This window comes from Jiangella muralis, from assembly GCF_001270745.1.
Lineage (GTDB): Bacteria > Actinomycetota > Actinomycetes > Jiangellales > Jiangellaceae > Jiangella > Jiangella muralis.
On the sequence record NZ_KQ434753.1, the window covers coordinates 447,838 to 460,498 of the forward strand.

Annotated in this window: 8 protein-coding genes and 1 pseudogene; 7 read left to right on the forward strand and 2 right to left on the reverse strand. The window is 74.8% G+C overall.

All coding sequences use genetic code 11. The features are described from left to right. Positions 1-105 precede the first annotated feature (105 nt). From ACW62_RS07760 to ACW62_RS07775, 4 genes are all read left to right on the forward strand, one after another. Positions 106-3,033, forward strand: coding sequence for a helix-turn-helix transcriptional regulator (locus ACW62_RS07760; RefSeq protein WP_205629199.1), 2,928 nt, complete (start codon positions 106-108; stop codon positions 3,031-3,033). A 242-nt stretch (positions 3,034-3,275) separates the two neighbouring features. Further along, positions 3,276-6,746, forward strand: a complete 3,471-nt coding sequence (locus tag ACW62_RS07765) for a S8 family serine peptidase (RefSeq protein ID WP_053203489.1) — start codon at positions 3,276-3,278, stop codon at positions 6,744-6,746. Then, positions 6,743-7,348 carry a hypothetical protein gene (locus ACW62_RS07770; RefSeq protein ID WP_053203490.1) on the forward strand — a complete coding sequence of 202 codons (606 nt, stop codon included), beginning with the start codon at positions 6,743-6,745 and terminating at the stop codon, positions 7,346-7,348. Before ACW62_RS07765 ends, ACW62_RS07770 begins: the two co-directional genes overlap by 4 nt. Positions 7,349-7,444: 96 nt before the next feature. Continuing rightward, positions 7,445-7,927, forward strand: coding sequence for a MarR family winged helix-turn-helix transcriptional regulator (locus ACW62_RS07775; protein ID WP_053203491.1), 483 nt, complete (start codon positions 7,445-7,447; stop codon positions 7,925-7,927). An 8-nt stretch (positions 7,928-7,935) separates the two neighbouring features. Here the strand turns inward: ACW62_RS07775 and ACW62_RS36155 are convergent, their stop codons facing one another. After that, complete coding sequence (locus ACW62_RS36155; protein ID WP_276202938.1) at positions 7,936-8,514, reverse strand: DapH/DapD/GlmU-related protein; 579 nt, start codon at positions 8,512-8,514, stop codon at positions 7,936-7,938. Between the two features lie 148 nt (positions 8,515-8,662). Between ACW62_RS36155 and ACW62_RS07785 the strand changes: the two genes are divergently transcribed. Together ACW62_RS07785 and ACW62_RS36480 are read left to right on the forward strand one after the other, a co-directional pair. Then, positions 8,663-8,968, forward strand: coding sequence for a hypothetical protein (locus ACW62_RS07785; RefSeq protein ID WP_157574503.1), 306 nt, complete (start codon positions 8,663-8,665; stop codon positions 8,966-8,968). A 15-nt stretch (positions 8,969-8,983) separates the two neighbouring features. After that, positions 8,984-9,589 (forward strand): annotated as a pseudogene (locus tag ACW62_RS36480) (class I SAM-dependent methyltransferase); the annotation flags it as partial. Positions 9,590-9,742: 153 nt separating this feature from the next. Here ACW62_RS36480 and ACW62_RS07795 read toward each other — a convergent pair. Further along, positions 9,743-11,062, reverse strand: coding sequence for an FAD-binding oxidoreductase (locus ACW62_RS07795; RefSeq protein WP_053203494.1), 1,320 nt, complete (start codon positions 11,060-11,062; stop codon positions 9,743-9,745). A 47-nt stretch (positions 11,063-11,109) separates the two neighbouring features. Here ACW62_RS07795 and pdxR point away from each other — a divergent pair, with 47 nt between their 5' ends. Next, entirely contained in the window at positions 11,110-12,522 is a 1,413-nt protein-coding gene (gene pdxR, locus ACW62_RS07800) for a MocR-like pyridoxine biosynthesis transcription factor PdxR (protein ID WP_053203495.1), read from the forward strand. The last annotated feature ends 139 nt before the right edge of the window (positions 12,523-12,661 follow it).

Genomic DNA, 12,661 nt, shown 5'->3' on the forward strand with positions numbered 1-12,661 from the left:
AGCAGCGGCAGCCGCGCCTGTTGACCGGTTCGGTAGGCTCCTGTGACCCACCAGCGTCACACGTCGTCACGCACCGCTGCCCCCGGTGCGGCGAGGGGGTGCATCGTGGACCAGCCCGACGACACCGCGCTCGTGTCGGTGCCCGCCCTGGTCGGACGCGAGCGCGAGTCGGCCCTGCTGACCCGGACGCTCACCGGCGGGCCGGCCCTGGTGCTGGTCGAGGGCGAGGCCGGGGTGGGCAAGAGCCGGCTGGTCCAGGAGTTCCTCGCCTCCGGCGCGGGCCGCCGGCTGCGCACCGTCGTCGCCGCCTGTCCGCCGTTCCGCGACTCCCTGACTCTCGGGCCGATCGTCGATGCCTTGCGCGCCGCACCTGAACCGGTGAGCGGACGGCGGCTCAGTCCGCTGGCCGGGGCGTTGCGGCCGCTGTTCCCGGAGTGGGCCGGCGCGCTCCCGCCGGCGCCCGAGCCGCTCACCGACCCCGGTGCGTCCCGCCACCGGATGTTCCGGGCACTGGCCGAGCTGGTCGACGGCTCCGCGCTGGACCTGCTGGTGCTGGAGGACGTCCACTGGGCCGACGACGCCACCGTCGAGTTCCTGCTCTTCCTGCTCGCCGACCCGCCCGGCCACGACCTCGCGATCGTCCTGACCTACCGGCCCGACGACCTGGGCGCGGCATCGCTGCTGCGGCGGTTGACCGCTCGGCCGCCGTCCGGCCTGGCCCACGCGCGGCTGACACTCGGGCTGCTGGACGTGGCCGCGACGGCGGACCTGATCTCGTCGATGCTCGGTGGCGAGCCGGTGTCCACCGCGTTCGCCGCGTTCCTGCACGACCGCACCGACGGCCTGCCGCTGGCGGTCGAGGAGTCGGTCCGGCTGCTGCGTCAGCGCGACGACGTGATCCGCCGCGACGGCGAGTGGGTGCGGCGCAGCCTGACCGAGCTGACGGTGCCGCCGACGGTGCGTGACTCGGTGCTGGAACGGGTCCAGCGGCTCGGGGCCGACGCCCGGTCGGTGCTCGAAGCCACCGCCGTCCTGGCCGAGCCGGCCGGCGACGACGTCATCGCGGCGACGGCCGGCCTGGCCAGGCCGCGGGCCCGGGCCGCGCTGGCCGAGGCCGCACGGTCCGGGCTGCTCGGCGACGACGGGCGCGGCCGGCCGGCGTACCGGCACGTCCTCGTGGGCCGGGCCGTGTACGACGCGATCACCGGGGCGGAGCGACGGCGGCTGCACGAGCGCGCCGGGCGGGCGCTCGAGCGGCTCCGCCCGCCGCCGGTGATGCAGCTCAACCGGCACTTCCGCATCGCGGGCGACCTGCCCCGCTGGACCCGCTACGCCGAGCGGGCCGCCGACGCCGCGATCGCCTCCGACGACCAGACGACGGCCGTCGCCGTTCTGCAGCCCGTCGTGGCCGGCGGCGAGCTACCGGCACCGGACCTCGCCCGGCTGGCCGCCAAGCTGGCCACCGCCGCGAGTTCCCGGCGCGAGTCGCTCGACGCGGCCCACGCGCAGGTCATCGATGTTCTGCGGGACGTTCTCGAGCACGGCGGGCTGGACGCCACGGCGCAGGCGGAGCTGCGGATCCCGCTGGGCCGGTTGCTGTTGCAGTCGGGCGAGTTCGAACCGGCCCGGGTCGAACTGGAGCGGGCGGTGCCGGGCCTGACGCACCGGCCGGGCGCGGCCGCCGTCGCGATGACCCTGCTCGGCTACCCGTTGCCGGAGCCGCGGCCGGCGGCGGAGCACCTGCGGTGGCTGCACCGGGCGGAGCGGGCGGCGCGGGAGGTCCCGGCAGAGTTGGATCGGCTCGCGTTGACCGTCGACCGCGCCGCGGCGTTGCTGGCCCTCGGCGAACCGGACGGCTGGGACGTCGCCGCGCGGCTGCCCACGGACCTGCCCACGACGGAAGGGCGCTGCCAGCTCGCGCGCGGCCACGCGAACATCACCTACGCCGCGCTGCTATGGGGGCGCTACGCGACCGCCCGGCGGCACCTGGACCACGCGATGGAGCTGGCCGAGACGGCCCGCTTCGCGCGGCTCAGCACCACGGCGGGTGAGCTGTTGGTGCTGACCGAATGGCTGACCGGCGACTGGTCCGGGCTGGCCGGCCGTGCGACGGCGCTGGCCGACGACGCCGCACCGGACGCGACCCCGGCCGCCCTGCTGGTCGGGGCCCTGCTGGGTGTCGCGGCGGGCCGGCCAGGCGCCGGCCGCGAGCTGCGTGGCCTGCTCGCGCGGACCCGGTCCGACAGCATCGCCGTCCTGCCGCTGATCCCGGCCGCTGTCCTGGCCCGGCAGGAGCTCACCACCGGCCGTGCCACCGCCGCCCTCGAGCTGACCGAGCGGCCGACGACGGCCGTGCGGACCTCCGGCACCTGGATCTGGGCGACCGAGATCGCCCCGGTCCGGGTGGACGCTCTGCTGGCGGCCGGCGAGCGGGACGCGGCCGTGGCGTTCGTCGCCGACTTCGGCCGCGGGTTGAGCGGCCGGGACGCGCCGGGACCGCAGGCCGCCCTCACGACCGCCCGCGCGAGCCTGGCCGCGGCCTCCGGCGACCACCTCGCCGCCGCCCGCGCGTTCACCGACGCCGCCGACCGCTGGTTCCGGCTGCCGCGTCCGCACGAGGCGCTGCTGGCCGGCGAGCGGGCGGCGGGCCACCTCGTCGCGGCCGGCCGGTCCGAGGACGGACTCGCGCTGCTCGCCCGGATCCAGCAGGCACTCACCGACCTCGGCGCCGGTGCCGACGCGACCCGGGTCGCGGGCACGCTGCGCGCACACGGCATCCGACCGCCCGCGGGGGCCGGCGCCCGCCGCGGCCGGCGCGGCTACGGCGACCAGTTGTCGCCCCGCGAGCTGGAGGTGGTCCGGCTGGTCATCACCGGACGGACCAACCGGGAGATCGCACAGACCGTGTCCCGCTCACCGAGGACGGTGGCCGCGCAGCTCGCCTCCGCCATGCGCAAGCTCGGCGTGACGTCGCGCACCGCGCTGGCGGTCACGGCGGTCGAGGCCGGGCTGGCCGGCGACACCACGGCCTGAGCGTCCGCACGCATTCTTTGAGTCATTTGCCGGGTTACAACCGGATCGCCGCGCCGTGACACTCGGTGCACCCGTTTTGCGCACGACCCGGAGGAAGCCCATGCGCGATCCGCAGACCGTCGGGCCGCCGCCGGATCACGAGACCGCGGATCCCGCTCCCGCGGTCCCCGCTCCACCAGCCCCCGAACCTGGACCCGATCCCGACGGCTACGAGCCGCTCTGACCGGGCCGGAGAGGCGACGATGACCCCGCACACCATCCGAACCCACCCACGACTCCGGCGCTTCGCGCTGGCGGCCGTCGCGGTCGCCGGTCTGCTGGCCGCCACGACGGCGCACGGCGGGGACGACCCCGCGACCGCCGCGCCGCTCGACGGCGCACCGGTCAGCCTGCCCACCATGCCCGGCGAGACCGTCACGATCACGCTGATCACCGGCGACCGGGTCGAGGTGATCCCGGCCGCTGACGGAGCACCAGAGGTCGCCGGGGTGGAACCGGCGCCGCGCGCCCACGGCGCGCCGATCGGCTTCCAGACCTTCCGGCACGACGACGACGTCTACGTCGTGCCATCCGACGCCTCCGGCCTGCTGGCCGCCGACCGGCTGGACCCCGAACTGTTCAATGTCAGCGGACTGCTCGAGGACGGCATCACCGGCGCGGCCGGCCTGCCGCTGATCGTCCAGTACGACGCCACCCGCCGGCAACCGGCGCAGGCCCTGCCCGGCGGCGAGCGCGGCCCGTCGCTGGAGAGCATCAACGGCAGCGGGCTGCACGTCGATGCCGCCGATGCCGCCACGTTCTGGGCGGCGGTGGACCCGGCGCCGGCGGCGAGCGCCGCGGCCCGGCTCGATCGCGGCCTCGCCCGCATCTGGCTGGATCGCCCGGTCGAGGCGTCGCTGGACGTGAGCGTCCCGCAGGTCGGGGCTCCGGAGGCGTGGGAGGCCGGGTACGACGGCGACCGTGTCACCGTCGCGGTCCTGGACACCGGCGTCGACGCCGGCCACCCCGACCTCGTCGGCCAGGTGGCGGACAGCCGCAGCTTCGTGCCCGACCAGGAGGTGGCCGACGGCCACGGCCACGGCACCCACGTCGCCTCCACCGTCGCCGGCATCGGCGGCCGCTACCGTGGCGTCGCCCCGGGCGCCCGGCTGTTGGTGGGCAAGGTGCTCAACGATTCCGGGTCCGGTTCCAGCTCGTGGATCATCGAGGGCATGGAGTGGGCGGTCGAGCAAGGCGCCCGCGTCGTCAGCATGAGCCTGGGTGGCGATCCCACGGACGGCACCGATCCGATGAGCCAGGCGGTCAACCAGCTCAGCGCCGAATCCGGCGCTCTGTTCGTCATCGCGGCGGGCAACAGCGGCCCGGAGGCCGGCACCGTCGGGGCGCCCGGCGCCGCCGATGCCGCGCTCACCGTCGCCGCGGTGGACAAGCAGGACGACCTGGCGTCGTTCTCCAGCCGAGGTCCGCGGGTCGGCGACGCCGGGCTGAAGCCGGACCTCGCCGCACCCGGCGTGAAGATCGTCGCGGCGCGTGCGGCCGGTACGTCGCTCGGCGAACCGCTGGACGAGCTGCACACCGCCGCGAGCGGCACCTCCATGGCGACCCCGCACGTGGCAGGCGCCGCCGCGATCCTGGCCCAGCAACACCCCGACTGGTCCGGGCCGCAGCTGAAGGCCGCACTCACCAGCACGGTCGCCGACGTCGGCGGCACCGTCCCCGAGCTGGGCGCCGGCCGCCTCGACGTCGCCCGCGCGACCACACAGGGTGTGGTCGCCGATGGTCCGCTCTGGTTCGGGCACCTGCCGTATCCGCAGACGGCGCCGGTGACGCGCAGCGTCGCCTACACCAACACCGGCACCGCACCGGTGGTGCTCGACCTGACCGCCACCCTGACGACGGCGGGCGGCGCCCCGGCGCCGGACGGGCTGATCGCGGTGCGACCGCGCTCGCTCACGGTCCCCGCCGGCGGCACCGCCACGGCCGAGATCGTCGTGGACGCGTCCGGCGGCTCCGCGGCCGGCCTCTACCAGGGCCGGATCACCGCCGCGTCGGCGACCGGTTCGGTGCGCCTCACTACCGTGACCGGCGTGTACGTCGAGCCGGAGACGTTCGACCTGACCGTCTCCGCCACCCTGCCCGAAGGGAGCACCGCTGCGGCGTTCGGCGGCTGGCTGGTCGTGCGCAACGACGGCTGGATCGACTTCGCCGACAACCTCGTACGGCTGCCGGCCGTGCCGAAGGCGACCGTCGAACTACCGCGCGGCGACTACACCGTCGCCACCCAGATCGGCTGGTACGACGCGAACGGCGAAAGCAACATCTGGCTGCCGCTCGAGCCGCAGGCACAGCTGGACGGCGACACCACCGTCCGGTTCGACCTGGCGGAAGCGGCTCGGCTCGGCGCGTCCACCGACCAGCCGGCCGAGGCCTACGGCAGGTGGCTGCGCTACGAGCGAACCGGTGCCGGTGACGCCTGGAGTCTCAGGGCGGAACTGCCCGGCGCCACCGGCGCCACCAGCGCCACGTCGTTCTGGATGACGCCGACCGATCCGGTGGACGCGGGCACGCTGGAGCTGACGTCGCAGCAGGTGCTCGGGCCGCCGCTGCTGTCCATGCAGACGCTGGGCGCCCGGCCACTGACCCTGCGGCCGCGGTACCGCTCGGCCGACATCACGGTGCCGAAGCTGGACACCGTCCGCCCGTTCCCGGTCGTCGATGCCGGCAGCGGCACGCCCGAGGAGCAGGCCGGCGCCGACGTCGCCGGCGCACTGGTGCTGATCTCGCCGGACGACCTGTGCACCCCCGGCTGCGCGTCCGGGCTCGCCGACCGGGTGAGCGCCGCGGCACAGGCCGGCGCGGCCGGCGTGCTGGTGACCGGTCCCCTGGCGCGGCCCGTGCTCGGCGCCACGCCCCTGGCGCTGCCGGTCGCGACGCTGCCGCCGGCGGACGGCGCGGCGCTGGCCGCCGAGCTGGACCAGCGCCCGGTGCGCGTGCGCCTCGGCGGCGACCCGAGCGTGCCGTCGCTGACCCTCGTCACCCATACCGAGACCGGTGCCGTGCCCGCCGACCTCGACTACGAGGTGGCCGACGAGGAATTGGCGGTGGTGCACCATGACCTCCACCTCGACGCCGCGGACGGAACCGCCACCCGGCGACTGTTGTGGTGGGTCGGTCGCGATAAGGCCGAACTGCCCTACGTCACCGCACCGAGGCGGCTGACCGTGCGGGTCGGGCCGGCCGATCCGGGCATCGTGCACACCATCGAACTGCAGGACGACGACAACTCCGACGGCGGGCTGTACCTGGAAGACACCCGGCAGGTGTTCGGCGCCGCGGGCCCGTACGAGGTGGCGTGGAACAGCGGGCCGCTGGTGCCGGGGCCGGCCACCCGGCCGACCGGTGACGGCCTGACGTCGGCGCTGAGCGCATGCGCCGGCTGCCGCCTGGGCGACGTGTTCCTGCCGTTCATGTACCTGGGCCCGTCGGCCGAGCACGAGGCCTCCATGCTCGGGCTGGTCGAAGGCGGCGCGCTGGTGCCGGGCCCGCACATCTGCCGGCCCGACGACCCGGAGCACCCGCCGAGCGGCCCGCCCAGGTACCAGTGCGAGGTGCGCCTCTACGACGAGGACGGCGACGAACTCGAGCCGCGCCTGGTCAGCGAGAGCGGCGCCATCCCGCCGATCGGTGCCGCTGCCACGGAGGAGGACCGATGAGCACGATCACGACCCGCCGCGGCGCCGTCGTCGCCGCACTCCTGGCCCTGGTGGTCCTGGCCACCGGCTGCCGCGTGATCGCCTACGACCTGGCGCCGGAGCCGCAGCGCTACCAGATGACCCTGGACCAGCGGACGGGTGTCAGCACCGTCCACACCTCCTGGGAGTTCGTCTCGGCGCACGTGGCCGAGGACGACACCCCGGCGGGCACCATCTGCTTCGGCAACTGGGTCCCCGAGCTCGGTCTGAGCGGTCCGTGCGAGGCGGAACCGCTGATCTTCCTCAGCTACGAGTTCGGGCTCGCGCTGGACAACACCGCACGAGCGGGGCGGCCGCACACGATCGCCGTCACCGGCTACTACGAGGACGGGACCAACGGACTGGAGGTCACCGAGCTCACCGCCTGGGCGAGCTATGACGACGGAGCGGAGTGGGCGCCGGTCGACGTCGAGCCCACCGGGCCGGGCACGTTCGACCTGAGCCTGCGCCACCCGGGCCTGGACCGCACCTCCGGCAGCGTCGCGCTGCGCGTGCGGGCCGAGGACGGCGACGGCAACACCGTGGAGCAGACCATCCAGGACGCGTACGCGCTGCGGCGCTGACGCATCCCGGCCGCCCGGGCCACCGCGCTGGCGGTGGCCCGGGCGAGCTACGTCCAGGGGTAGGTTCGGTGCAGCAAGGGACACGGGGGAGGTGCGGTGGACGATCATGTTCACACCAGCGGGGCACTGGGCCGCAGCGTCGGCGCCGTCGAACCGGCCCGCGAGTTCGCCGACGCGCTCATGGCGTTCCTGTCGGCGTCGCGGCGCACGCGCGGCCGGCTGCAGCCGCTGTTCGACGACATCACCGTCCCGCAACTGGTGCTGCTCGACGCGATCGAGGAGTGCGGCCGCGACGGCGTGGGCGCGGTCGCCGAGCTGACCGGGCTCAGCCAGCCGACGGTCACCCGCAGCGCCGGCGCCCTCGTCCGCGACGGCCTCGTCCAGTACGGCAGGGTCGACGGCGACGGCCGGCGGCGGGTGCTGGAGCTGACCGAGCGGGGCGACGCCCTGCTCACCGCCAAGCGCGCCGTCGTCGCGGGCCACCTGGCCGGCGCGTGGGAGAACCTCTCCCCCGCCGAGCAGGCCCTGGTCGTGCCGTTGCTGCTGCACCTCACCGAACTGGTCGACAAGCTGTTCTGACCGCGGTGTCACCAGCGGCGGCGCACCGTCCCCTTCGGCCCGGCGACCAGACTCGCCGCCGGCACGTCGTCGGCCACGACCGCGCCGGCCGCGACGACCGCGTCGCGGCCGATGCTGACGCCGGGCAGGATGGTCGCGCCGGCGCCGATCCACACGTTCGGCGCCACGTCGATCGGCGCGCCGGTGAGGTACTGGCGCCGCTCGCCGGGGTCGACCGGGTGGCCCATCGTGATGAAGGTGGCCTTCGGGCCGACCATCACGCCCTCGCCCAGGCTGATGCCGGCGAAGTCGAGGAACGTGCAGCCCTGGTTGACGAAGACCCGCTCGGCGAGGTCCAGGCGCAGGCCGTGGTCGGTGTAGAACGGCGGATAGATGGTGACCCGCGCCGGCAGCGGGCGGCCAAGGATCTGCTCGAGCAGCGCCGCCTTGCCCGCCTCGTCGTCGAACGGGAGAGCGTTGAGGCGCGAGGTCAGCTCGGTGACCCGCAGCACCCGCTCGCTCATCGCCCGGAACTCGGCACCCAGCACCCGCTCGCCGGTGGCCAGGAGTTGCGGATCATGGATCGGCATGAAGCGGTCGCGGCTCACCCGGCGATTGTCGCGCACACGCCGCCAGGGGCTGGCCTTCCACCTGTTCCTGCTATATAAATCGGCGTACCCTTGAAGTGACGAGCCGGTCACTCTGGGTACGTCGAACGGTGAGTACCGCAGCCGCAATGACGCGGAGGTGAGCAACGTGAGCTATGGGTCGGCACACCTCGTGCATGCGATGCTCGACGGGTTGCGCTACGTCCTGTGGGTCGTCGTCAGCGGGTTCGCCGTGGTGGGCGCCGCGTTCTACGGCGGGTCCGGCGTGGCCGCCGTCTGGCAGAAGTCGGGGCCACCCGCACGCCGGCGCCAGGACGAGATCGCCCGCGAGGCCGCCGAGGGCATCGCCGAGATCGAGGCCTTCCTGGCGACGCAGCGACCCGTCGACGAACCGCCGGAGCCACCGCCGGCGCCACGCCGCAAGCGCCCGCCGACGTCCGGGGACCCCGTCTGATGCGACGATGCGGGCATGACGGAGGAGTACCGGTTCTACGGTGACCTCGCCGAGTGGTGGCCGCTGATCTCACCGCCGGACGACTACGCCGACGAGGCCGCCGTCGTCGCGTCCGCGCTCGATTCCGCCGACCTCGACGTCCGCGAGGTGCTCGAGCTGGGCAGCGGCGGCGGGCACAACGCCGTCCACCTGAAGCGCCGGTTCACGATGACGCTGGCCGACCTGTCGCCGCGCATGCTGGCGGTGTCGCGCGCGCTGAACCCGGAGTGCGCGCACGTCGAGGGCGACATGCGCGACCTGCGGCTGAGCCGCGCGTTCGACGCGGTGTTCGTGCACGACGCGATCGGCTACCTGCTGGCCGAGGAGGATCTCGCCGCGACGGTCGAGACGGCGTTCGCGCACTGCCGGCCGGGCGGCGCCGCGGTGTTCGTGCCGGACCACACGACGGAGACGTTCGCGGAGCGCACCGAGCACGGCGGCGCCGACGCCGACGACGGGCGCGGCGCGCGGTTCCTCGGCTGGACCTGGGACCCGGACCCGGACGACACCTGGGTGCGAACGGAGTACGTGCTGCTGCTGCGCGAGACGGACGGCAGCACCGAGACCGTGCACGAGACGCACCGGACCGGCCTGTTCGGCCGCGACGTGTGGCACCGGCTGCTGGCCGCCGCCGGGTTCGAGCCGCTGGTGCTGACCCGCCGCGACGGCCCGGACGACGCGCCGCGCGACCGTTCATCGGGCACCGTCCGGGCTGACCGGCGCCGGCCCCGGACGCTAGCGTGCGGCCGGGACGATGTTGTGGTTGAGGTGGAAGACGTTCTCGGGGTCGTAGCTCGTCTTCACGGCGGTGAGGCCGTCCAGCTTGGCCGGACGGTACGCGCGGCGCACGCCGGCGGCGCCCTCGTCGCTGAGCGCGTTGACGTACGCGCCGCTGGAGAACGGCTCGAGCGCGGTGGCGGTCCGGCGGGCGACGGCGATGCGCCCGGCGTCCTCGGCGGCGTCGTCCCACCGGGCGGCGGCGACGTACTCGAAGGCGGCGTCGCGCTGGCTGAACGCGGCGTCGTCGTCGGGGACGTCGGCGATGGCGCCGCCGTAGGCCTGCAGGCTGATCCCCATGTCGGCGTCACCGTGCTCGACCATCGCCTCGATCGCCTCGTCCGTCAGGCCGCGCACGTAGTGGCCCTTCCAGTAGCGGCGGTACGCGTGCCCCTCCGGGGAGTCCTCGCGGGTCTGCAGCTCGACGTAGGACAGTTCGCCGACGTTCTCCGTCACCGGCACGCCGAGCGAGCGCAGCGGCGGCAGCAGCTCTGCCGCACGCTCCGTCGGCCCGGCCCACACGTACCCGACGGTGGCCAGCCCGCGGCCCATCGACGCGGCGAAGGTGGCCTGACGGGGCGCGTCGGCGCTGAGGTCGCGCCAGCCGCGCAGCACCGCGGCGGCCTGCTCCAGCGGGTAGGTCAGCTCGGCGACGTAGGCGCGGGTCCCGGTGGCGTGCAGCTGGAACTCGAACTCCGTGACGATGCCGAAGTTGCCGCCGCCGCCGCGCAGCGCCCAGAACAGCTCCGGGTGCTCGTCGCGGGTGACCCGCAGCCGGTCGCCGTCGGCCGTCACCAGCTCGTAGGAGACGACGTTGTCGCAGCTCAGGCCGTACTGACGGGCCAGCCAACCCATGCCGCCGCCGAGCGTGAGCCCGCCGACGCCGGTATGCGAGACGTTGCCGGCGGTGGTGGCCAGGCCGTGTCGCTGCGCCTCGACGTCGAGCGCGCCGAGCAGCGCGCCGCCCTGGACCCGGGCCCGCCGCGTGGCCGGGTCGACGGTGACCGCGCCCATCGGCGTGAGGTCGATCATCAGGCCGTCCTCGGGCACCGACATGCCCAGCACACTGTGGCCGCCGCAGCGCACGCCGATCTCCAGGCCCAACTCACGGCCGAGCCGGACGGCGGCGGCGACCTCATCGGCGTCGGCGCAGCGGACGATCATCCGCGGCCGGCGGTCGACCATGGCGTTCCAGACCGAGCGGATCCGGTCGTAGTGCCCGTCGCCCGGCAGAACCAGGCGGTCGCCGAGCCGTTCGCGAAGCTGTGCTGTGGTCATGTGCCGAGCATCACAGCCGGGCGGGCCACGCGATAAGGTCCAATGACATGGCCGGAACCCGGACCAATTCCACCCGCGAGAGCCTGCTGGTCACGCTCGACCGCGAGTGCGGCGAACCACTGCACCGGCAGCTCGCCGCGGCCGTGCGCGACGGCGTCCGGTCCGGCCGGCTGCGGCGCGGCACCACCCTCCCGCCCACCCGCCGCCTGGCCGGTGAGCTGGGCGTGTCCCGCGGTGTCGTCGTCGAGGCGTACCAGCAGCTGGTCGCCGAGGGCTACCTCACCAGCCGCACCGGCGGGTACACCGAGGTCGCCGCCGCGCCGGCGGCCCAGCCCGCACCGTCGGCCCGGCCCGCCCCGCCCGCGCCGGCCGTCGACTTCGGCTACGGCCGTTACGACGTCGCGAACTTCCCGCGCGCCGCGTGGCTGCGCTCGATCCGCCGGGCGTACGCGCAGGCGCCGAACGAGCGGTTCGGGTACCTGACCGGGCGTGGCGTGCCGGAACTGCACGAGGCGCTGGCCGACTACCTCAACCGGGTCCGCGGCACCGCGGCCTTCCCCGACACCATCGTCGTCAGCAACGGGTACGCGCAGGGCATCGCGCTGCTGGCGCAGGTGCTGGCCGCCCGCGGTGTGCGCCGCATCGCCGTCGAGGACCCGTCCGCCGACGACGACCTTCGGCCGGTGGCCCGTGCGCTGGGCCTGGACGTCGTCGGGGTGCCGGTCGACGACGACGGCATCCGCACCGACGTCCTGGCCGGTGTCGACGCCGGCGCGCTGGTGCTGACGCCGACGCACCAGTGGCCGACCGGCGCAATGCTGTCCGCGCCGCGCCGGGCCGAGGTGCTGCGGTGGGCGGGCGAGCGGGGCGCGCTGGTGATCGAGGACGACTACGACGCCGAGTACCGCTACGACCGCCTGCCGGTGGGCGCGATGCAGGGGCTGGCGCCGGACCTTGTGGCCTACTCCGGTACGGCCAGCAAGACGCTGGCGCCGGGGCTGCGGCTGGGCTGGCTGGTGCTGCCGCGACCCTGGGTCGACGACGTCGCCACGACGAAGCTGCTGGCCGACCGTGGCTCGCCGGTGCTCGACCAACTGGCCTTCGCCGACTTCCTCGCGTACGGCGAGTTCGACCGGCACCTGCGCCGCATGCGTCCGGTGTACCGGCAGCGCCGCGACGTGCTGCTGGCGGCGCTGGCCGCCCGGTTGCCGGAGCTGGAGCCCGCGGGCATCTCGGCGGGGCTGCACCTGGTGGCCTGGCTGCCGGACGGCGTCGACGAGGCGGCGCTGGTGGCCGCCGCGGCCCGGCAGGGCGTGCGCGTGAATGGGGTGACGCCGTACCGCCTTTCTCCGGCCGCGCGGGGTGGATTGATCTTCGGCTATTCCGCATTGAACGAACGCGCAGTCGCGGACGGAGTCGCGCGGCTGGCCACCGCGTTCGCGCGCCTGCGCCGGAGCTGACCCGGACCGCCCGGCGCCAGCCGGCGGCCGCGGCCGCCGGCTGGAAGATCCGCTGGTCGAGGACGTGTCCGCAGGTTTTTCTGGATCCAGATGCGCGAAACGGGTCGATGGGTTAATGTTGTTTCAGAGCCGCCCTGCC

Coding starts and splice junctions, on each gene's coding strand:
- pdxR (WP_053203495.1), top strand. CDS start 11,110: ATGGCCGGAACCCGGACCAATTCCACCCGCGAGAGCCTGCTGGTCACG.
- ACW62_RS07770 (WP_053203490.1), top strand. CDS start 6,743: ATGAGCACGATCACGACCCGCCGCGGCGCCGTCGTCGCCGCACTCCTG.
- ACW62_RS07765 (WP_053203489.1), top strand. CDS start 3,276: ATGACCCCGCACACCATCCGAACCCACCCACGACTCCGGCGCTTCGCG.
- ACW62_RS07795 (WP_053203494.1), bottom strand. CDS start 11,062: ATGACCACAGCACAGCTTCGCGAACGGCTCGGCGACCGCCTGGTTCTG.